General features: G+C 53.8%; 18 protein-coding genes and 4 tRNA genes. 6 read left to right on the plus strand and 16 right to left on the minus strand.

Annotated elements, in window-relative coordinates; translation table 11 throughout:
• Position 1: 1 nt before the first annotated feature.
• From IM303_RS13455 to nagB, 9 genes are all read right to left on the minus strand, one after another.
• Positions 2–75: transfer RNA gene (locus IM303_RS13455), tRNA-Met, on the minus strand.
• Between the two features lie 17 nt (positions 76–92).
• Positions 93–167 (minus strand) — tRNA-Gln (locus tag IM303_RS13460).
• Positions 168–190: 23 nt separating this feature from the next.
• Positions 191–275 (minus strand) — tRNA-Leu (locus IM303_RS13465).
• Positions 276–282: 7 nt separating this feature from the next.
• Positions 283–359, minus strand: a tRNA-Met gene (locus tag IM303_RS13470).
• A 227-nt stretch (positions 360–586) separates the two neighbouring features.
• Positions 587–2,251 (minus strand): asparagine synthase B, encoded by a 1,665-nt coding sequence (gene asnB / locus IM303_RS13475; protein WP_045261094.1) that lies wholly within the window; start codon positions 2,249–2,251, stop codon positions 587–589.
• 249 nt (positions 2,252–2,500) lie between these two features.
• Entirely contained in the window at positions 2,501–3,253 is a 753-nt protein-coding gene (gene nagD / locus IM303_RS13480) for a ribonucleotide monophosphatase NagD (protein WP_193360015.1), read from the minus strand.
• Positions 3,254–3,298: 45 nt separating this feature from the next.
• The gene (locus tag IM303_RS13485; protein ID WP_028012354.1) at positions 3,299–4,519 is read right to left on the minus strand and encodes an N-acetylglucosamine repressor; all 1,221 of its coding nucleotides are present in this window, start codon (positions 4,517–4,519) and stop codon (positions 3,299–3,301) included.
• Positions 4,520–4,527: 8 nt separating this feature from the next.
• Complete coding sequence (nagA, locus tag IM303_RS13490) at positions 4,528–5,676, minus strand: N-acetylglucosamine-6-phosphate deacetylase (RefSeq protein WP_193360016.1); 1,149 nt, start codon at positions 5,674–5,676, stop codon at positions 4,528–4,530.
• A gap of 55 nt (positions 5,677–5,731) precedes the next feature.
• Positions 5,732–6,532 carry a glucosamine-6-phosphate deaminase gene (gene nagB / locus IM303_RS13495; protein ID WP_028012356.1) on the minus strand — a complete coding sequence of 267 codons (801 nt, stop codon included), beginning with the start codon at positions 6,530–6,532 and terminating at the stop codon, positions 5,732–5,734.
• 328 nt (positions 6,533–6,860) lie between these two features.
• Between nagB and nagE the strand changes: the two genes are divergently transcribed.
• From nagE to chiQ, 4 genes are all read left to right on the plus strand, one after another.
• Positions 6,861–8,813: a PTS N-acetyl glucosamine transporter subunit IIABC gene (nagE, locus tag IM303_RS13500; protein WP_028012357.1), complete on the plus strand. Its 1,953-nt coding sequence runs from the start codon at positions 6,861–6,863 to the stop codon at positions 8,811–8,813.
• Between the two features lie 179 nt (positions 8,814–8,992).
• Positions 8,993–10,660, plus strand: coding sequence for a glutamine--tRNA ligase (gene glnS, locus IM303_RS13505; protein WP_193360017.1), 1,668 nt, complete (start codon positions 8,993–8,995; stop codon positions 10,658–10,660).
• 447 nt (positions 10,661–11,107) lie between these two features.
• Positions 11,108–12,505, plus strand: a complete 1,398-nt coding sequence (gene chiP, locus IM303_RS13510; protein ID WP_193360018.1) for a chitoporin — start codon at positions 11,108–11,110, stop codon at positions 12,503–12,505.
• 47 nt (positions 12,506–12,552) lie between these two features.
• Positions 12,553–12,879 carry a ChiQ/YbfN family lipoprotein gene (chiQ, locus tag IM303_RS13515; RefSeq protein ID WP_028012360.1) on the plus strand — a complete coding sequence of 109 codons (327 nt, stop codon included), beginning with the start codon at positions 12,553–12,555 and terminating at the stop codon, positions 12,877–12,879.
• Positions 12,880–12,971: 92 nt separating this feature from the next.
• On the opposite strand, the gene fur is transcribed toward chiQ, so the two are convergent.
• The 4 genes from fur to ybfF all read right to left on the minus strand — a co-directional run bounded on the left by fur (position 12,972) and on the right by ybfF (position 15,582).
• Entirely contained in the window at positions 12,972–13,418 is a 447-nt protein-coding gene (gene fur, locus IM303_RS13520) for a ferric iron uptake transcriptional regulator (protein WP_028012361.1), read from the minus strand.
• Between the two features lie 288 nt (positions 13,419–13,706).
• Entirely contained in the window at positions 13,707–14,237 is a 531-nt protein-coding gene (gene fldA / locus IM303_RS13525) for a flavodoxin FldA (protein WP_008501067.1), read from the minus strand.
• Positions 14,238–14,392: 155 nt separating this feature from the next.
• On the minus strand, positions 14,393–14,680 hold the full coding sequence (gene ybfE / locus IM303_RS13530) for a LexA regulated protein (protein WP_014883017.1): 288 nt from the start codon (positions 14,678–14,680) through the stop codon (positions 14,393–14,395).
• A gap of 128 nt (positions 14,681–14,808) precedes the next feature.
• The gene (ybfF, locus tag IM303_RS13535) at positions 14,809–15,582 is read right to left on the minus strand and encodes an esterase (RefSeq protein ID WP_045261091.1); all 774 of its coding nucleotides are present in this window, start codon (positions 15,580–15,582) and stop codon (positions 14,809–14,811) included.
• 183 nt (positions 15,583–15,765) lie between these two features.
• Between ybfF and seqA the strand changes: the two genes are divergently transcribed.
• Both seqA and pgm read left to right on the plus strand, forming a co-directional pair.
• Positions 15,766–16,314: a replication initiation negative regulator SeqA gene (gene seqA / locus IM303_RS13540; protein ID WP_028012363.1), complete on the plus strand. Its 549-nt coding sequence runs from the start codon at positions 15,766–15,768 to the stop codon at positions 16,312–16,314.
• Between the two features lie 24 nt (positions 16,315–16,338).
• Entirely contained in the window at positions 16,339–17,979 is a 1,641-nt protein-coding gene (pgm, locus tag IM303_RS13545; protein ID WP_028012364.1) for a phosphoglucomutase (alpha-D-glucose-1,6-bisphosphate-dependent), read from the plus strand.
• A gap of 104 nt (positions 17,980–18,083) precedes the next feature.
• On the opposite strand, the gene potE is transcribed toward pgm, so the two are convergent.
• The 3 genes from potE to speFL form a co-directional block, all read right to left on the minus strand.
• Positions 18,084–19,397, minus strand: a complete 1,314-nt coding sequence (gene potE / locus IM303_RS13550) for a putrescine-ornithine antiporter (RefSeq protein ID WP_045630860.1) — start codon at positions 19,395–19,397, stop codon at positions 18,084–18,086.
• Positions 19,394–21,592, minus strand: a complete 2,199-nt coding sequence (speF, locus tag IM303_RS13555) for an ornithine decarboxylase SpeF (protein ID WP_048999776.1) — start codon at positions 21,590–21,592, stop codon at positions 19,394–19,396. Before speF ends, potE begins: the two co-directional genes overlap by 4 nt.
• A 254-nt stretch (positions 21,593–21,846) precedes the next feature.
• Positions 21,847–21,951 carry a leader peptide SpeFL gene (speFL, locus tag IM303_RS13560; protein ID WP_003858645.1) on the minus strand — a complete coding sequence of 35 codons (105 nt, stop codon included), beginning with the start codon at positions 21,949–21,951 and terminating at the stop codon, positions 21,847–21,849.
• Positions 21,952–22,212 lie beyond the last annotated feature (261 nt).

Consider the following 22,212-nt stretch of genomic DNA (forward strand, 5'->3'; position numbering starts at 1 on the left):
GTGGCTACGACGGGATTCGAACCTGTGACCCCATCATTATGAGTGATGTGCTCTAACCAACTGAGCTACGTAGCCAGTACTGCAGTCTTCGATGGCTGGGGTACCTGGATTCGAACCAGGGAATGCCGGTATCAAAAACCGGTGCCTTACCGCTTGGCGATACCCCATCCGTGCAACGCTAACCCGGGAATGGTGCGGGAGGCGAGACTTGAACTCGCACACCTTGCGGCGCCAGAACCTAAATCTGGTGCGTCTACCAATTTCGCCACTCCCGCAAAAAGATGGTGGCTACGACGGGATTCGAACCTGTGACCCCATCATTATGAGTGATGTGCTCTAACCAACTGAGCTACGTAGCCATCTTTTTTTCGCGTTACCTTATCGGCGTTGCGGGGCGCATTATGCGTATAGACCCTTGCAGCGTCAACACCTTTTTCAACGAAAATAGCCGGAATGTGACTGTTTGGTTAGGTTGCGAACAGCGTGACCGAATATTCGGCAATTATTGGTTATTAATCGGTTTTTGGTGGTGAAATGTGAGGCAAAAAAAACAGGCCCCTGAGGGGCCTGTTTGAAATGGTTGTGATTATTTGTAGGCGGACTGGTGAACGCCTACCGCACGCCCCGATGGATCGTTCATCGCCTTGAAAGATTCATCCCATTCAATGGCTTTGGCGGATGAACAGGCCACTGACGGACCGCCAGGAACACACTCGGCAGCGCTCGGCACCGGGAACAGCTCTTCAAAGATCTCACGATAGAGGTACGCTTCTTTCGAGCCCGGCGTGTTGTACGGGAAGCGGAAGCTTGCGGTTTCCAGCTGCTGGTCAGAAATCTGCTTCGCCGCCACCTCTTTCAGGGTGTCGATCCAGCTGTAGCCAACGCCATCAGAGAACTGCTCTTTCTGACGCCATGCCACGCTCGCCGGCAGGTAAGATTCAAAACATTCACGCAGGATATGTTTTTCCATTTTGCCGTTGCCGCACATTTTATCCTGCGGGTTGATGCGCATCGCCACGTCGAGGAATTTCTTATCCAGGAACGGCACGCGCGCTTCCACGCCCCAGGCCGACATCGCTTTGTTGGCACGCGCACAGTCGAACATATGCAGCGCCTGCAGCTTACGCACGGTCTCTTCATGCAGCTCTTTGGCGTTTGGCGCTTTATGGAAGTACAGGTAGCCGCCAAACACTTCGTCAGAACCTTCACCGGAGAGCACCATCTTGATGCCCATCGCCTTGATCTTACGCGACATCAGGTACATCGGCGTGGAGGCGCGAATGGTGGTCACGTCATAGGTTTCAATGTGATAGATCACATCGCGGATCGCATCCAGACCTTCCTGCACGGTGAAGTGAATTTCATGGTGCACGGTGCCGAGGTGGTTTGCCACTTCCTGCGCGGCTTTCAGATCCGGTGCCCCTTCCAGGCCCACGGCAAAGGAGTGCAGCTGCGGCCACCAGGCCTCGGAGCGCTCCTGATCTTCCACGCGACGAGCCGCGAATTTCTTGGTGATCGCGGAGATCACGGAGGAGTCCAGACCGCCGGAGAGCAGTACGCCGTAAGGCACGTCTGACATCAGGTGGCTTTTCACGGAATCTTCCAGCGCCTGACGCAGCTCGGCTTTATCCGTCACGTTGTCTTTCACCGCGTCATAGTCAAACCAGTCGCGCTGGTAGTACGAACGGATTTCACCGTCTTTACTCCACAGATAGCTGCCCGCCGGGAACTCTTTGATGGTGCGGCAGACCGGCACCAGGGCTTTCATTTCGGACGCGACATAGAAGTTGCCGTGTTCATCGTGCCCCATGTACAGCGGGATAATACCGATATGGTCACGGCCAATCAGGTAAGCGTCTTTTTCGCTGTCGTACAGCGCGAAGGCAAACATGCCTTGCAGCTCGTCGAGGAACTCCGGGCCTTTCTCCTGATACAGCGCCAGGATCACTTCACAGTCAGAGCCGGTCTGGAAGGCGTAGCGGTCGCCGTACTCGGCGCGCAGCGCCTGATGGTTATAAATTTCACCGTTGACAGCCAGCGCGTGCGTTTTTTTCTCGTTATACAGCGGCTGTGCACCGGCGTTGACGTCAACAATAGACAGACGTTCGTGAGCCAGAATCGCTTTGTCGCTGGCGTAAACGCCTGACCAGTCCGGGCCGCGATGGCGCATCAGGCGGGACAATTCGAGTGCTTTTTTACGCAGTTCGCCCGCGTCAGTTTTAATATCCAGTACGCCAAAAATTGAACACATAACCTTCTCCGTTAACCCTGTTGCATTGTGATGTTGCTTGCTTATGAAAATGCCGCAAAGGGGCAGGGCGCGCAAGCGTTTTACGGGTGAAAACGGAAATAGTGCAATGGTGATTGCGGAATAGTGAAAAATGCGTATGCCTTAAACCTATTTATTGATGATTATGCAATGAAAGCGCTTTTTCGTTAGATGTGACCATGTTTTGCAGGCGAGAAAATAAAAAACCACGCCCTGAGGCGTGGTTTGGTGTCAGATAATGTCGATTTCGTCGACGGAGGGATAGATCCAGCTCGGCCGGAACGGCATCGAGTCAATGTCATCAAGCTGAGAGACGCCTGAGAGGACCAGAATCGTCTCCAGACCCGCCTGGAAACCGGCCAGGATATCGGTGCGCAGGTTATCGCCGACAATCACCGTTTCTTCAGAATGGGCCTGCATCTTGTTGAGCGCGGCACGGATGATCCACGGGCTCGGTTTACCGACCACGAACGGCTGGCGACCTGAGATTTTCTCGATTCCGGCGCACAGCGCGCCGCAGGCCGGATAGAAACCACGGCCGTGCGTATCCGGGTTGGTGGCGATAAAGCGTGCACCGTTGGCGACAAAGTAGGCTGCTTTATGCATCATCTCCCAGTTAAAGGAACGCGTTTCACCCACGATCACAAAGTCCGGGTTCACATCGGTAATGGTAAAGCCTGCTTTATACAGCTCGAGGATCAGCGCGCCTTCACCGACCACGTAGGCTTTTTTTCCTTCCTGACGCTTCAGGAAATCCGCCGTTGCCATTGCGGAGGTATAAAACACGCTGTCCGGCACGTCGACGCCTGCGGTGGCAAAGCGGTTCGCCAGATCCTGACCGGTTTGGGAAGGGTAGTTCGTGAGTAGAACCAGTGGCATTCCTTTGTCGATGATGCGGTGAAGAAACTCCGCAGCACCCGGCACGGCAACGTTGTCGTGCATCAGCACGCCGTCGATATCACAAATTACATTCTTAATGGTCATGGACATTCCGACATCAAAAAAAGAAGGCGTTACTATAAGGTCCGATCAGGATTCCAGCAAATGCTGGAGCAGGATCCCGTTGAGCATGGCGCGCTTGACCAGCGCAAACGCGCCAATCGCCGAGCGATGGTCAAGCTTCGAACGAACCACCGGGAGGTTCTGTCGGAATGCTTTCAGCGCCTGGGTGTTGATACAGCCTTCGATGGCGGGCAGCAGCACCTTTTCCGCTTCAACAATCTCTCCGGCGATCACCACTTTCTGCGGGTTAAACAGGTTAATGGCGATGGCGATGGTTTTCCCCAGATGGCGACCTACCTGCTCGATCACCTCACAGGCCAGCGCGTCGCCTTTATTGGCGGCTTTGCAGATGGTGCCTATCTTGCAATCGTCCAGCGTGACGCGGCTTTGATAGCCCTGCTCAAGCAGGTGGCGAACGCGCTGCTCGATGGCCGTGTTGGCGGCGATGGTTTCAAGGCAGCCGAAGTTGCCGCAGTGGCAGCGTTCGCCGAGCGGTTCAACCTGGATGTGGCCGATCTCGCCAACGTTACCGTTACGACCAATAAAAATACGGCCATTGGAGATAATGCCTGCGCCCGTACCGCGGTGTACGCGCACCAGAATAGAGTCTTCACAGTCCTGACTCGCACCAAAGTAGTGCTCAGCCAGCGCTAAAGATCGAATATCATGGCCGACAAAGCAGGTCACCTTAAAGCGTTTTTCCAGCGCGTCGACCAGCGCCCAGTTTTCAACCTGAATATGCGGCATGTATCGGATCACACCGCTTTCCGGGTCGACCAGGCCCGGCAGAATGACGGAGATGGCGATCAGTTCGCGGATCTTGCGCTGACAGCTTTCAATAAAGTGCGCGATAGTATTCAGCAGCGCGTGTTCCAGCGTCTCCTGAGTGCGCTCGGGCAGCGGGTAGTGCTCTTCCGCAATGGCTTTGCTGCTCAGATCGTACAGCGTGAGCGTGGTGTCATGACGACCAAGCCGGACGCCAATGGCCTGAAAGTTACGGGTTTCGGTAATGATGGAGATGGCGCGGCGGCCCCCGGTGGAGGCCTGCTGATCGACTTCTTTAATCAAACCGCGCTCAATGAGCTGGCGGGTAATTTTTGTCACGCTGGCGGGAGCAAGCTGGCTTTGTTCGGCTATCTGGATCCGCGAGATTGGACCATGTTGGTCAATCAGGCGATAAACCGCCGCACTGTTAAGTTGTTTAACGAGATCGACATTACCGATTTGAGCTTGTCCGCCTGGTGTCATACTTTTACTTACTCAGTGACGACCTCGTTACCATTAACGATGGTCTTAATAATTTTATAATCGTGTGTGAATGCCGTCAGGTTTGCAACCATACCTGGTGCAATTCCGCCGAGCTGTTTATCCACGCCGATGGCGCGAGCCGGATAAAGGGTAGCCATACGCAGGACTTCATCAAGCGCAATCCCACAATGCTCCACCAGGTTACGCACCCCTTCAATCATGGTCAAAGAGGAGCCACTCAGCGTACCGTTTTCATCCACACACAGTCCATTGCGGTAGTATATTGTTTTACCAGCAAAAATGAACTGCTCAATATTTGCACCTGCTGGCGCGGTGGCATCGGTGACCAGGCAGAGCTTGTCACCTTTCAGCCGTTTGGCGTTGCGAATGTTGGTGTAATCAACGTGCATGCCATCAGCGATAATGCCGCAGTAGACGTCTGGTTCGTCGAGAATCGCCCCGACCAGACCCGGTTCACGGCCGGTAATATACGGCATGGCGTTGTAAAGGTGGGTCGCAAAGGTAATGCCGGCACGGAAGCCCGCTTTGGCTTCTTTCAGCGTGGCGTTTGAGTGACCTGCTGAAACCACAATCCCGGCGGCAGCCAGTTTGCTGATGACCTCAGTACCGGTCATTTCTGGCGCCAGCGTCACTTTAGCGATCACATCAGCATTGGCACACATGTAGTCGACCAGTTCAGCATCCGGCTTGCGCACGTAATCCGGGTTATGCGTGCCTTTTTTCACTATGTTCAGCCATGGCCCTTCCAGATGCAGACCCAGCGCCTGATTCGGGTGTTTGGCCAGGTATTCGCGCGTCACGCGGATACCCTGTTTCATCAGGTCATCACTGCTGGTGATGAGCGTCGGCAGATAGCTGGTGCAGCCTGATTTCTCGTTAGCTTTCTGCATGATTTCCAGCGTTTCAACCGTCACCGCCTCGGCGGTGTCATTGAACTGCACACCGCCGCAGCCGTTAAGCTGTACGTCGATGAAACCGGGGGAGATTACTGCTCCATTGAGTGAGCGCTGTTCTATCTCCGGCGGCAGTTCCGCCAGCGGGCAAACACGTTCAATCAGGCCATTGGCGATAACAATCGCATGGTCATCCAGAATTTCATGGCCGGTATAAATCCGACCGTGGGTTAAAGCGTACATATCGACCCCCGGTTAAAAAAAGCGACCGCCTCTGACAGAAGAGGCGGTTATTCAATTACAGACCTTTGATGTTCTCAGCTTCTAACTCGTTGAAGTATTTCAGCGTTTTCACCTTCAGCTCCATCGTGGACGGTTCGTCGCAGACGATGACTGATTTTGGATGCAGCTGCAGGCAGCTGATGGTCCACATGTGGTTAACGTTGCCTTCAACGGCTGCCTGGAGCGCCTGCGCTTTCACGCCGCCCAGTACCAGAATCATCACCTCTTCGGCATCCAGCAGGGTGCCTACGCCAACGGTCAGGGCGTATTTTGGAACCTGGTTCACATCACCGTCAAAGAAGCGGGAGTTTGCCACGCGGGTGTCATGGGTCAGCGTTTTAATACGGGTACGGGAAGCCAGAGAAGAAGCTGGTTCGTTGAACGCGATATGACCATCGTTGCCCACGCCACCCATGAACAGGTGGATTTTACCGTAAGAACGGATTTTTTCTTCGTACTGACGGCATTCTGCGTCAATATCAGGCGCATTTCCATTCAGCAGGTTAATATTTTCAGCTGGGATATCAACGTGATCAAAGAAATTGCGGTGCATGAAGCTATGGTAGCTTTCAGGATGCTCCTTTGGCAGGCCGACATATTCGTCCATGTTGAAGGTCACAACGTGTTTAAAGCTAACCTGGCCCGCTTTATGCATTTCAACCAGCGCTTTGTACGCAGTCAGTGGAGTACCACCCGTTGGAAGGCCAAGAACGAAGGGACGATCGGCAGTAGGCTTGAAGGCATTAATACGGTTAACGATATGGCGAGCGGCCCATTTACCGACTTGTTCAGCAGTTGCCAGGGGAATCAGTCTCATTGTTCACCTCAAAGTTTAAGTAGAAGAGTGGGCGGATGGGTATCGGAACCTGATGCTTAAGCGTAACCTGGAACCTTTCAGGCCGGATCAATCCGTCTTGATTTTTTGAATGATAAAATAAGTTTTGGCTGTTAGCCAGTGAAAGGGAGGAGGGAATACGATATTTGGTGACAATAATCACAAAAAATAGGTGTTTAATTTGCGATACGAATTAATTTTTCACACACTCAGACTGCCAGTGAATCATCAACTGTATCTATCGTTCGTGACACAATAAAAACATAGTTTATGCGCGAGTCTTAATAATGGGTCTCGTAGGGGGAATAGGATGAATATTTTAGGTTTTTTCCAGCGCCTCGGTAGGGCTTTGCAGCTCCCTATCGCCGTGCTACCGGTTGCAGCGTTGCTGCTGCGATTCGGGCAACCCGATCTTCTTAACGTGCCGTTTATTGCCCAGGCAGGCGGCGCCATTTTTGACAACCTTGCGCTGATTTTCGCCATCGGCGTGGCGTCAAGCTGGTCAAAAGACAGCGCCGGTGCTGCGGCACTGGCAGGGGCGGTAGGTTACTTCATCCTCACGAAAGCGATGGTAACCATCAACCCGGAAATCAACATGGGTGTACTGGCGGGTATCATTACCGGTCTGGTCGGTGGTGCCGTGTACAACCGCTGGGCGGGTATCAAACTGCCTGACTTCCTGAGCTTCTTCGGCGGTAAACGTTTTGTGCCAATTGCGACGGGCTTTTTCTGTCTGATCCTGGCAGCTATCTTTGGCTACGTCTGGCCGCCGGTGCAGCATGCTATCCATGCGGGCGGCGAGTGGATTGTTTCAGCGGGTGCTGTGGGCTCAGGTATCTTTGGCTTTATCAACCGTCTGCTGATCCCAACCGGTCTGCATCAGGTGCTGAACACCATCGCCTGGTTCCAGATTGGTGAGTTCACCAATGCTGCGGGCACCGTATTCCACGGCGACATCAACCGCTTCTATGCGGGTGACGGCACCGCGGGTATGTTCATGTCTGGCTTCTTCCCAATCATGATGTTTGGTCTGCCGGGCGCTGCACTGGCAATGTACCTGGCTGCGCCAAAAGCGCGTCGCCCAATGGTTGGCGGCATGCTGCTGTCCGTTGCGATTACCGCGTTCCTGACCGGTGTAACCGAGCCGCTGGAATTCCTGTTCATGTTCCTGGCGCCGGTGCTGTACCTCATGCATGCGGTCCTGACCGGTATCAGCCTGTTTGTGGCGACCCTGCTGGGCATCCATGCTGGCTTCTCCTTCTCTGCAGGCGCGATCGACTACGTGTTGATGTACAACCTGCCGGCGGCAAGCAAAAACGTCTGGATGCTGGTAGTAATGGGTCTGGTCTTCTTCGTCATCTACTTCGTGCTGTTCACTGCGGTTATTCGTATGTTTAACCTCAAAACACCAGGCCGCGAAGATACCAAAGACGAAGTGGTCACCAACGAAGCCAACAGCAATACCGAAGAGGGTCTGACTCAGCTGGCCACCAGCTATATCGCTGCCGTCGGTGGGACTGACAACCTGAAAGCGATTGATGCCTGTATCACCCGTCTGCGTCTGACGGTGGGTGACTCGGCGCGCGTAAGCGACGCAATGTGTAAACGCCTTGGTGCATCGGGCGTGGTTAAACTGAACAAACAAACTATCCAGGTTATCGTAGGCGCCAAAGCGGAATCCATTGGCGACGAAATGAAGAAAGTGGTTGCCCGTGGCCCGGTCGCGGCAGCATCAGCCGACAGCGCGCCTGCGTCGACGGCTGCCCCGGTAGCGAAGCCGCAGGCCGTGCCTAACGCCGTGACGGTGGCCGCGCTGGTCTCTCCGGTAACCGGTGACGTGGTTGACCTTGAGCAGGTGCCTGACGAAGCGTTCGCCAGCAAAGCGGTCGGTGACGGCGTGGCGGTGAAACCAACGGACAAAACCGTTGTGTCTCCGGCGGCAGGCACCATCGTGAAAATCTTCAACACCAACCATGCGTTCTGCCTCGAAACCGAAAAAGGCGCGGAGATCGTTGTCCATATGGGGATCGATACCGTAGCGCTGAACGGTCAGGGCTTTACTCGCCTGGTGGAAGAGGGGGCCGAAGTGGTGGCAGGTCAGCCGATTCTGGAAATGGATCTGGACTTCCTGAACGCCAACGCGCGCTCGATGATTAGTCCGGTCGTGTGCAGCAACATCGACGACTTTAGCGGTCTGGTACTCCAGGCTAAAGGTCAGGTGGTTGCGGGTCAGACACCGCTGTATGAGATTAAAGGCAAGTAATCGCTCCTGAGTAGAGTCATGCCTTAAGCGGCGGGGGATATCCTCCGCCGCTTTTTTTTGCAGCAAACGCCCCCATTATTTTCATCTGATACGTATTTTCCGTAACTAAGGGTTGTCACTACGTCCGGCTTATAAGATCATACGCCGTTATACGTTGTTTACGCTTTGAGGAATCCACGATGAGTGAGGCAGAAGCCCGCCCGAGTAACTTTATTCGTCAGATCATCGATGAAGATCTGGCCAGTGGTAAGCACACCACGGTACATACGCGTTTCCCGCCGGAGCCGAACGGCTACCTGCACATTGGTCACGCGAAATCGATCTGCCTGAACTTTGGCATTGCGCAAGACTACCAGGGGCAGTGCAACCTGCGTTTCGATGACACCAACCCAGTAAAAGAAGACATCGAATACGTTGAGTCCATTAAAAACGACGTGCAATGGCTGGGCTTCAACTGGTCTGGCGATATCTGCTACTCCTCTGACTATTTTGATCAGCTGTATGCCTACGCGGTGGAGCTGATCAACAAAGGTCTGGCATACGTTGACGAGCTGTCTGCGGACGAAATCCGCGAGTATCGCGGTACGCTGACTGCACCAGGCAAAAACAGCCCGTTCCGCGATCGCAGCGTGGAAGAGAACCTGGCGCTGTTTGAAAAAATGCGTGCCGGTGGCTTCGAAGAAGGTAAAGCGTGCCTGCGTGCCAAAATCGATATGGCGTCGCCGTTTATCGTGATGCGCGATCCGGTGCTGTACCGCATTAAGTTCGCAGAACACCACCAGACCGGAAACAAGTGGTGCATCTACCCGATGTACGACTTCACCCACTGCATCAGCGATGCGCTGGAAGGCATCACCCACTCGCTGTGTACGCTGGAGTTCCAGGATAACCGTCGTCTGTACGACTGGGTGCTGGATAACATCACCATTCCTGTGCATCCGCGTCAGTACGAGTTCTCTCGTCTGAATCTGGAATACACCGTGATGTCCAAGCGTAAGCTGAACCTGCTGGTGACCGACAAGCACGTTGAAGGCTGGGACGACCCGCGCATGCCGACCATCTCCGGCCTGCGTCGTCGTGGTTACACTGCCGCTTCTATTCGTGAGTTCTGCAAACGTATCGGCGTGACCAAGCAGGACAACACCATCGAAATGGCGTCTCTGGAATCCTGCATTCGTGAAGATCTTAACGAAAACGCCCCGCGTGCGATGGCTGTTATCGATCCGGTGAAACTGGTGATTGAAAATTACCCGCAGGGTGGAAGCGAGCTGGTCTCTATGCCTAACCATCCGAATAAACCGGAAATGGGAAGCCGCGACGTGCCGTTCAGCGGTGAGATCTGGATCGACCGTGCTGACTTCCGTGAAGAAGCCAATAAGCAGTACAAGCGTCTGGTGTTGGGTAAAGAAGTTCGTCTGCGTAACGCCTACGTCATCAAAGCCGAGCGCGTAGAGAAAGATGCTGAAGGTAACATTACCACCATCTTCTGTTCGTACGATGCTGAGACGCTGAGCAAAGATCCGGCAGACGGCCGCAAGGTGAAAGGCGTGATCCACTGGGTGAGCGCTTCCCACGCGCTGCCGGTAGAAATTCGTCTGTACGATCGTCTGTTTAGCGTACCTAACCCGGGTGCGGCTGAAGACTTCCTGGCGACCATCAACCCGGAATCTCTGGTGATCAAGCAAGGTTATGCGGAGCCATCGCTGAAAGCCGCTGAAGCGGGCAAAGCGTTCCAGTTCGAACGTGAAGGTTACTTCTGCCTGGACAGCCGTTACAGCACGGCAGAAAAACCGGTATTTAACCGTACCGTAGGTCTGCGTGATACCTGGACCAGGATCGGCGAATAATAACGTTGCAATGGTCAATGAGAAACAAACGCCGCTTATAGCGGCGTTTTTTTATTTAATGATCATATCGTTAAAGTAGGCCCGTAATTAGGCCAGCTAAAATTTTTGGTCAATGCGGTGCTACTTATTTTTCTAAAAAAAGTTTGTCTGTTTCATAAAAAAGAGAATTAAGACAAATACGGGTTTTATTACGATCTGATACGCCGAAATTACCTGCTCTACCCCCGCCACACCTCGCATCCGGCCAAATGTTACAATTCACTACCAATTATGTGCACTTCGTCATAATCCTGACTTTTGCCCACTGAAAAGCATTGATAATTCGCGTCGCGAAAAATAACCTAAAGACGGTAGTTAATTCGAGGGTATTTATAACTACCCCTGGCCTTTTGGTCTTTTATATTTTCGCCGTTTAAGGCGTTTTAATTCGTCAAAGAGGAATAATCTATGCGTACGTTCAGTGGCAAACGTAGTGCGCTGGCGCTGGCTATTGCCGGTGTGACAGCAATGTCGGGCCTGGTGGTGACATCAGAGGCAAAAGCAGCAGGTTTCATCGAAGATTCTACCCTCACTGGCGGTATTTATTACTGGCAGCGTGAACGTGACCGTAAAGATGTCACAGAAGATAAATACAAAACCAACCTCTCTCACTCCACCTGGAACGCCAACCTGGACTTCCAGTCAGGCTACGCCGCCGATATGTTCGGTCTGGATATTGCCGCGTTTACGGCGATTGAAATGGCTGAAAATGGCGACAGCGGCCACCCGAACGAAATTGCCTTCTCCTCCAGCAATAAAGCCTATGACGAAGACTGGTCAGGGGATAAAAGCGGCATCAGCCTTTATAAGGCCGCAGCGAAATTCAAATACGGCCCGGTATGGGCGCGTGGGGGCTATATTCAGCCAACCGGCCAGACGCTGTTAGCGCCGCACTGGAGCTTTATGCCTGGTACCTATCAGGGGGCAGAAGCCGGGGCTAACTTTGACTACGGTGATGCAGGTGCGTTGAGCTTCTCCTATATGTGGACCAACGAGTACAAAGCGCCGTGGCACATTGAGATGGACAAGTTCTACCAGAACGATAAGAAAACCAAAGTCGATTACCTCCACTCGCTGGGCGCGAAGTACGATTTCAAAAACGATCTGGTTCTGGAAGCCGCATTTGGTCAGGCGGAAGGCTATATCGATCAGTATTTTGCTAAAGCCAGCTACAAATTTGATATCGCCGGTAGTCCGCTGAGCACCAGCTACCAGTTCTACGGTACGCGCGATAAGGTCAGCGATGGCAGCGTAAATGACATTTATAACGGTACCGCGTGGCTGCAGGCGTTAACCTTCGGCTACAAGGTCGGCCAGGTTGATTTGCGCCTGGAAGGGACATGGGTGAAGGCGGAAGGGCAGCAGGGCTACTTCCTGCAGCGTATGACGCCGACCTATGCCTCATCCAACGGTCGTCTGGATATCTGGTGGGATAACCGCTCAGACTTTAACGCCGACGGCGAGAAAGCGGTCTTCTTCGGCGCCATGTATGACCTGAAAAACTGGAACCTGCCGGGCTGGGCGGTGGGCGCTTCTTACGCTTACGCCTGGGATGCAAAACCAGCAGACATGGCGACGCCGGATGCGTACTACGATCCAAACTATCGCCTGAAAGAGTCCTCCTACAGCCTGGATGCTATCTACACCCTGCAGGAGGGCCGCGCGAAAGGCACGATGTTCAAGCTGCACTTCACGCAGTATGACAACCACTCCGATATCCCAAGCTATGCGGGCGGTTACGGCAACATCTTCCAGGATGAACGTGACGTCAAATTCATGGTTATTGCCCCATTCACCATCTTCTGATGAGCACACCGGCGGGCTGATTCCCGCCGGTTTGGAGACTGCATATGATGAAAAAAATCGTAATCGTCGCGCTGATGGCATCAGGGCTGGTGGCGTGTGTTCAGACTCAGGCGCCGAAAGAGGACGCCCGTCTGAAGGAGGCGTATAGCGCCTGTATTAATACCGCGGAAGGATCGCCTGAGAAAATTGAAGCCTGCCAGAGTGTGCTAAATGTGTTAAAGAAAGAGAAAGCGCATGAGGCGTTCGCGACGCAGGAGAATGTTCGCGTGATGGATTATCAGGCCTGCATCCAGGCACGTAAAACCGGTAACGATCAGGAAGTGGCGAAGCGTTGCGATAAAATCTGGAACGAGATACGCAATAACAACAAATAAGTTGCTCTACGCCCGGTGGCACTTTGCTGACCGGGCTTTTTTCAGGCAAAAAAAAGCCAACCTTACGGCTGGCTCAGAGTATGAACGCTAACTTATTTTGTGTCGTGAGCGTGTTCATTCTCGCGGCAATCCCCTTCAGCGCAGTGACCGTAAAGGTACAGGCTGTGGTTGGTCAGGCGAATGCCATGACGAGCTGCGATTTCACGCTGACGCGCTTCGATGGAATCATCGCTAAATTCAATGACCTTGCCGCAATCGAGGCAGATCAGGTGATCGTGGTGATGCTGCTGGGTCAGTTCGAATACAGATTTACCGCCTTCGAAATTATGACGGGTAACAATGCCCGCGTCATCAAACTGGTTCAGCACGCGATATACGGTGGCCAGCCCAATCTCTTCACCCATGTCGATAAGACGTTTATAAAGGTCTTCCGCACTGACATGGTGATTGTCTGGACCCTGAAGCACTTCCAGGATTTTTAACCGAGGAAGCGTTACTTTCAGGCCAGCCTTCTTTAATGCGGTATTGTTGTCAGTCATGCGGAATCTGTCCTGTTGCTAAACGATTCACTTCTCTGGGAAGTGACAGAAAATGCACCTGGGATAATGCGTCTCATTATAGAACTGCCATGCCTAAATGAAAACTGCAAGTCTCAGGCAAAGTATGCTTATAAAAACGTGGTATCACCTACAAACTTGCTCAATGGAAACCACATTTTGCCAGGGAGACATTGTACAGGTCTGGGCGAAAAAGTTAAAAGTTTGTAGCAATTAATTTAATCGGTTTTACCTGGAAAAGGGGCGCAACCCGCGTTGCGCCGTAAAAAATCAGGCGTTGAGAATATCGTCCAGATGCAGTTCTTCGCGGATCTGTTTAACCCACTTCTCTACACGCTCTGCGGTCAGTTCTGGCTGACGGTCTTCGTCAATGGCAAGTCCGACAAAATGATCGTCATCGGCCAGGCCTTTAGAGGCTTCGAAGTGGTAACCGGCAGTCGGCCAGTGGCCAACAATAACCGCGCCATTAGGCTCAATGATGTCGCGAATCGTCCCCAGCGCATCACAGAAGTACTCGGCGTAATCTTCCTGATCGCCACAACCGAACAGGGCAACCAGCTTGCCGTTGAAGTCCACCTCTTCCAGCGTCGGGAAGAAATCGTCCCAGTCGCACTGGGCTTCACCATAGTACCAGGTTGGAATACCCAGCAGCAGAATGTCATAGCCCTCGAGATCTTCTTTGCTGCTCTTGGCGATGTCATGCACATCAGCAACGTCTTTACCGAGCTGTTTCTGAATGTTTTTTGCGATATTTTCGGTATTGCCGGTATCACTGCCGAAGAAAATGCCGATGATTGCCATGAGTAAAATAACCTCTTGAAACTTAATGGTATGGTGGCGCAATTCGGCCACGGATAAGGGCAATAATAGCAGAACTGGCAACCCTGCGGAAACCGCTATCGCGCAGGACTGCACTCTGTGCTACATGAAAAGGGCGATAAAGGGGTTTTTCAGACTTATGCCTGGCTGCGCAGCGTCTCAAGTTGGGCGATGAGCATCTCTTCAATAAGCTCGCTGCGGCTGATATTACGCGCCTCTGCCAGCTCGTTAAGCGCATCGACCGCGTCGGCGTTGAGCTTCAGTTCGACACGCTTAAGCCCACGATTTTTATCGCGTTTAAGCTGATTGCGTTTATTGATACGCAGCTGTTCATCGCGCGAAAGCGGATTCGTTTTCGGTCGTCCCGGTCGACGCTCATTCGCGAACAGATCTAGTGTCGTACGGTCCGTTTGTTCTTTGGCCATGATTATGAGACTTCGGGGGAAACACGCCGCCCTGCTAAAGCCCGGGCGATAAGCGCGCCATCATACATCACCAAAAACGGCACGCCAACGACTGGAAGCCCGTCATCTTCCAGTCGCTCTCTTTTTAATCAATTTGCAGTATCAGCGAGATAGCGGCGAATGGCGCGCAGTACAGCATCCGGTTTTTCCGCATGCACCCAGTGTCCGGCACCGGCAATGACGTGGGCGCGCGCCTGCGGGAATTGTGCCAGCAGCGTGTCGCGGTACGCGTCGGTAATATAAGGAGAGTTACCGCCGCGAATAAAGAGGGCAGGGTGTGGCCAGGAGGGAACGGTTTCCCAGCCCACGATGTTGTTGTACTGGTCCCACAGCACCGGCACGTTAAAACGCCACTGCCCGTCAACAAACGACTTCAAAAGGAACTGCACCACGCCTTCTTCATCAAGATGCTCACGCATAACCGCTGCCGCCTGCTGACGAGTGGAAACGCCAGCTTCGGTTACAGCATTGATCGCCGCGAAAATCTCATCGTGACGGCGAACGTCGTAATCCACAGGCGCAACGTCAATCACGACAAGCCCGGAAATTCGCTCTGGCGCCAGCGCGGTGAGCGCCATAACCGCTTTACCGCCCATTGAATGCCCGATGAGGGTCACCTTCTGCAGGTTGTGCGCGTCTAGCGTATCCAGCAGATCCTGCGCCATTGCCGCATAGGTCATCTCGTCTGAGCGGCCGGAAAGCCCGTGGTTGCGCATATCGACCTGTAAAATATCGTGATCGGTAACCAAATCGCGGGCCAGCACGCCCAGGTTATCCAGGCTGCCAAAAAGTCCATGAACCAGCACGATGGGGGAATTATTGTTCGGCGATTGTGCAGTTTGCGCTCGGGTATTCAATTTCATGGCAAAGTTCTTTTTTTACGTATGTCAGGTTAGGGTATCATGTTGACCATTCTGCCGCCCGGCTGCAAGGTTCCAGTTTAATCTGACTTTTGCCGCCAACCTGGTTTGACGCTATCCGCTGTTGGGATTTGACCTTATAATCCCAATGACTTGTATTCAGATAAGATATCGCACTGGATTAAGATGAAAACAATCGAAGTTGATGACGAACTCTATCAGTATATTGCCAGCCAGACGCGGCATATCGGGGAGAGCGCGTCCGACATTTTACGGCGCATGCTTAAAATTTCCGCCGCTTCACAGCCTGCCACCCCAGTTACCAAAGATGTCGTGTCTCAGCCGAGCGTTGCTGCACAAGCAAAACCTGCCGTGACGCCGGTAAAAGATAAAGTGCGCGCGATGCGCGAACTGCTGCTCTCCGATGAATATGCGGAGCAGAAAAAGGCGGTTAACCGTTTTATGCTGGTGCTGTCTACACTTTACTCCCTGGATAACAAAGCGTTTGCTGAAGCGACCGAGTCGCTGCACGGCCGTACCCGCGTCTATTTCGCGGGCGACGAGCAGACGCTGCTGCAAAATGGCAATCAAACCAAACCTAAACATGTCCCTGGCACTCCGTACTGGGTGATCACCAATACCAATACGGGCCGCAAGTGCAGCATGATTGAACACATCATGCAGTCCATGCAGTTCCCGGCGGAATTGATTGAAAAGGTTTGCGGTACAATTTAACCCTTGCATCATAAGGACCCGGTAATGGCAAATCACAGCCGTGCAGGCCAACCTGCACAACAAAGCGATTTGATTAACGTCGCTCAGCTGACCGCGCAGTATTACGTGCTGAAACCGGTCGTGGGCAACGCAGAACACGCAGTGAAGTTTGGTACATCTGGTCACCGCGGCAGCGCGGCGCGCCACAGCTTTAACGAACCGCACATTCTGGCCATTGCTCAGGCCATTGCGGAAGAGCGCGCTAAAAACGGCGTTACCGGTCCGTGCTACGTGGGCAAAGATACCCATGCGCTGTCTGAACCGGCGTTTATTTCCGTGCTGGAAGTGCTGGCGGCGAACGGTGTGGACGTGATTGTTCAGGAGAACAATGGGTTTACTCCAACACCGGCGGTATCAAACGCGATCCTTGTGCACAATAAAAAAGGTGGCGCGCAGGCTGACGGTATCGTCATCACGCCATCCCACAACCCGCCGGAAGACGGTGGTATCAAATACAACCCGCCTAACGGCGGCCCGGCTGACACTAACGTCACCAAAGTGGTGGAAGATCGTGCAAACGCGCTGCTGGCCGACGGTCTGAAAGGCGTTAAACGTATTTCTCTTGATGAGGCGATGGCCTCCGGCCACGTGAAAGAGCAGGATCTGGTTCAGCCGTTTGTGGAAGGGCTGGCGGATATCGTCGATATGGCGGCGATTCAGAAAGCTGGCCTGAAGCTGGGCGTGGATCCGCTGGGCGGCTCCGGTATTGAGTACTGGAAGCGCATCGCCGAGCACTACAAGCTGGATCTGACCATCGTGAACGATCACGTCGATCAGACCTTCCGCTTTATGCACCTGGACAAAGACGGCGCGATCCGTATGGACTGCTCCTCCGAATGCGCGATGGCGGGCCTGCTGGCGCTGCGCGATAAATTCGACCTGGCGTTTGCTAACGACCCGGACTATGACCGTCACGGCATCGTCACCCCTGCCGGGCTGATGAACCCGAACCACTATCTGGCTGTTGCGATCAACTACCTGTTCCAGCACCGTCCGCAGTGGGGCAAAGAGGTGGCTGTCGGTAAAACGCTGGTCTCTTCTGCGATGATCGACCGCGTGGTGGACGCGCTGGGCCGCAAGCTGGTGGAAGTGCCGGTAGGCTTCAAGTGGTTCGTTGACGGTCTGCACGACGGCAGCTTTGGCTTCGGCGGCGAAGAGAGCGCAGGCGCGTCCTTCCTGCGTTTCGATGGCACCCCGTGGTCAACCGATAAAGACGGCATCATCATGTGCCTGCTGGCGGCGGAAATCACCGCGGTTACCGGTAAAAACCCGCAGGAACATTACAACGAGCTGGCTGCACGCTTTGGTGCACCAAGCTATAACCGTATTCAGGCTGGCGCGACCTCTGCGCAAAAAGCGGCTTTGTCCAAACTCTCTCCGGAGATGGTGAGCGCAAGCACTCTGGCAGGCGATCCGATCACCGCGCGTCTGACGGCGGCACCGGGTAACGGTGCGTCTATCGGCGGCCTGAAAGTGATGACCGAAAATGGCTGGTTCGCCGCGCGTCCGTCCGGTACGGAAGATGCGTACAAGATCTATTGCGAAAGCTTCCTCGGCGCTGAGCATCGCCAGCAGATTGAGAAAGAAGCGGTAGAGATTGTCAGCGAAGTGCTGAAAAACGCATAAGTCGTGTTCTGGTGCGGGCTGATGCCCTCACCCCGGCCCTCTCCCACGGGGAGAGGGAGAAAACACTAAAAACGGCAACCTCAGGGTTGCCGTTTTGCTTTTACCTAACTGTGTTTGTTCTTCAATTCAAATCTCGGCGACACCAGACCGTACAGCGTCCAGCCCATAAAGGTCACTATCGCCCCGTACAGCATCGCCTCCTGGCCAGACGAGTAGAGCGCATAGAAGCTGTATATCGCCCCAACCAGCGCCACGATATTCGCTACTCGCGCTTTGTGCGGATCCACCTTCGCCACCTTCTGAATGATCGCCAGCGCCGCCATCGACAGAATATACGGGATGATGTTCGTCACCACCGCCAAGTTGACCAGCACGTTGAACTGGCTGTTCAGCGACGGGCTGATGGTCATTAGCGATAATCCGCTCTGGAAGATGACAATTGCCAGCATCCCCTGCACCGGCGCATCGGCTTTGGTCACGCGGGAGAAGATTTTCGGGAAATAGCCTTCATCTGCCGACGATTTAAAAACCTGTGCAATGGTGAACTGCCAGCCAAGCAGCGATCCGCAGCAGGACATCACCATCAACCCCATGATCACTTTCCCGACCTCCGGGGTGAACATCTGCGCAAAGGCCAGTCCGAACGGTGCCGTGGAGTTAGCCAGATCCATGTTTGGCACGATCCCCGCTATCACGTTGGTTGAAACGATATAGATCACCGCCGCGCCCAGCGTCCCGCCGAGAACCGCAATCGGCACGTTCTTCTCCGGATTTTCCACCACTTCCGCATTTGCGCAGGCGGATTCCAGGCCCAGGAAAGCCCAGAGCGTCATGGCGATAGACGAGCCCACGGCGGTGAAGAACGGCACATGGTGCGGGTTCCAGGAGTTGGCGTACAGCGTCGGGCTAAACCAGAACCAGCCGATGATGCACAGGCCGACCACCGGGATGATCACGCCCCAGACGGTGATGCTGCTGAGCTGTCCGGTGATGCGCGCGCCGCCAAAGTTGGCGACGGTACAGATCCACAGCACGCCGATGGTCGCCAGCCCAATTTGCACCGGGCTGAGCGTCGCGCCAAACAGCTCCGTACCGTAGCCCACGGCGGAGATGGCAATCGCCACGTTGGCGATCAGCAGCGACACCCCATAGGTATAGTTCGCCATAAAGTTTCCGGACTTGCCGAAGGCGTACTCGGCATAGCCGCCCATGCCGCCTGACTTGCGGCTGAACATCCCGCACTTGGCAAACGCCCACGCCAGCGCCATCGATCCGACAGCCGTCACCAGCCAGGAGATGATAGAGATGGTCCCCACCTCGGCAAGCTTGGTGGGCAGCATGATAATCCCGGAGCCCATCATGTTAACCATGGTGAGGATAGTCAGCTGCACCACGCCCATCTTATTGGACTTGCTCATAATTTTTCTCCTTTCAGCAGCGATGGCTGAGCAGCGGATTGTTTGATGACGTAGCAGCGAACCTGTTTGCGACCTTCACACTCCTCGACGTACACGCCCTGCAGCTCCGGTGCGAAGCCCGGCAGCAGGTTGATGCCTTCTTCCAGCGCGGCAAAGTAGCGCAGCACGGAACCGCCCCAGACTTCCCCTGGAACCACGCACAGTACCCCCGGTGGGTAAGGGAGAGCGCCTTCGGCGGCGATGCGGCCTTCCGCGTCGCGCAGGGAGACCAGCTCCACTTCTCCGCGCAGGTAGGCGTAGTTCGCGTCCTGCGGGTTCATCATCACCCGCGGGAAGTGAGACTTGCGGAACATCTCTTTTTGCAGCTGCTTCACGTTATGGCGGGCGTACAGATCGTGCATTTCCTGGCAGATCTGGCGCAGGGTGTAACCCGCGTAACGTTCCGGATGCTGTTTGTAGAGGGAGGGCAGGACGTCTTTCAGCGGCACATCGCTCTCAAGCAGTTTTTCGAAGCGCACCAGCTGGGCGACCAGCTGCTGCAGCTTGCCCATGTCCTCCGCAGGGGTGAGCAGGAACAGGATCGAGTTGAGATCGCATTTTTCCGGCACGATGCCGTTTTCACGCAGGAAGTTGGCGAGAATGGTGGCGGGCACGCCGAAGTCGTCATACTCCCCGGTGCGGGCGTTAATGCCCGGCGTGGTCAGCAGCAGCTTGCACGGGTCGATAAAATACTGGTGCTCAGCATAACCTTCAAAGGCGTGCCAGCGTTCACCCGGTACGAAATGGAAGAAGCGCAGATCGGTTGCAATCTCTGCCGTGTCCCAGCTTTCCCACGCGCGGCCATCCACCGTCTCGGGCACAAATGGACGAATAAATCGGCAGTTCTCCAGGATCAGCTTGCGCGCCTCAATGCCCGTCACCACGCAGTCCATCCACATGTTGCGGCCGCTTTGCCCCTCATGCATGCGGGCGTTAATGTCCAGCGCGGCAAACAGCGGATAAAACGGACTGGTGGAGGCGTGCATCATAAAGGCATTGTTCAGCCGCTTATGCGGGACATAGCGCGGCTGGCCTTTGATGTGGCTGTCCTTCTTATGAATTTGCGAGGTCTGCGAGAAGCCAGCCTGCTGTTTATGCACGGACTGGGTGACCAGAATCCCCGGATCGTTTTCGTTCAGCTCCAGCAGCAGCGGAGAGCAGTCGGCCATCATCGGAATAAACTGCTCGTAACCCACCCAAGCCGAGTCAAACAGGATGTAGTCGCACAGGTGCCCAATCTTATCCACCACCTGACGGGCGTTGTAGATGGTGCCATCGTAGGTGCCCAGCTGGATCACCGCCAGGCGGAACGGACGCGCATCGCGTGCACGGCCAGGCGCCACCTCTGCCACCCGTTCACGCAGGTAGCTCTCCTCAAAGCAGTGCGCGTCAATGCCGCCGATAAAGCCGTACGGGTTGCGCGCGGTTTCCAGATAGACCGGCGTTGCGCCAGCCTGGAGGAGGGCACCGTGATGGTTAGATTTGTGGTTGTTACGGTCGAACAGCACCAGGTCACCCGGAGTGAGCAGGGCGTTCAACACCACTTTGTTGGACGACGAGGTGCCATTCAGCACGAAGTAGGTCTTATCGGCGTTAAAGACTTTTGCCGCATGCTGCTGGGCAATGCACGGTGCGCCTTCGTGGATCAGCAGATCCCCCATCGCCACGTCGGCGTTGCACAGATCGGAGCGGAATAACGTCTCGCCAAAGAAATCGACAAACTGATTGCCGGCAGGATGACGGCGGAAAAACTGCCCGCCCTGATGCCCCGGGCAGTCAAACGCGCTGTTGCCCTGCTTCACGTAGTCGACAAGGGCCCGGAAAAACGGCGGGCGCAGCTGGGTTTCATACTTCTGCGCGGCCGCTTCCAGCTGGCGTCCATAAAAGTCTTTGCTGGTGTCTGAATGCTCAAATACGCCGTGAATGCGCGATAAATAATCTGCCGGGATGATCTCTTCTTTGTGCGTCGCCACAAATACGGGAATGCCAAAACCGGTAGCTTCTATTTCTTCCAGGATACCGCTGGCAATATCCGTGACCGCCAGAACAATGGCGGCAACATCAATATAATCAGAAGCGCGGACATCCACCACTTCACGCTGGGTAGTAAAGCAGTCCGGACATGCACGGCTGGCTGCGATTTTTAAATTTTTCATCTTTCTCTCTTTATTTTAGGTAATAAGCGTCCCTCGATTTCTTGCAAGAAAGAAATCGATAATTTTCCGGAAAAAAAGCAATGGGTAGCCGCTGATTAAAATCAGTGAATTGCTTTTTTGATGATTGAAATTCAGTCCGCCCGGTGCGGATGAGTCTGAATCAAGATGAATGAGCGCACGAGCTCACAGGCAATTGCCTGTAAGTTAAGGTTTTTCAGGATAACCTGTAAGCGAGTGCGCCAGAAGTCGAAGGACTACCGGGCATTAAAGAGATGAAAGTCAAAGCAGTTTCGGTGGGCAAACATCATAATATGCGTTGTCCGCCTTATATGGGGCATTAAGCGATTGTTGTTTTCCATGTTTCATTTTCCTTTCAGTAATTGAAAGCATGGTCATTTTATCCAGGCAAAGGCGATTAACCGTGAAGCAGATCACCATTAACCGATCATTTCAGAAATAATTAGTCGTTTTTGATGAATAATGCAGATCAAAATTCTGAATTGTTAGTGTCTCGTTAATAGATTGTGTTGTGAATGTTTGATGTGAGCGTAGATAATCAAAAAAATAACGGTTGGGATATTTGTGAAATATTTTCTGAGAGGTTTCGTTTTTATTTAAAA

This window comes from Enterobacter cloacae complex sp. P38RS, assembly GCF_014930775.1.
Lineage (GTDB): Bacteria > Pseudomonadota > Gammaproteobacteria > Enterobacterales > Enterobacteriaceae > Enterobacter > Enterobacter bugandensis.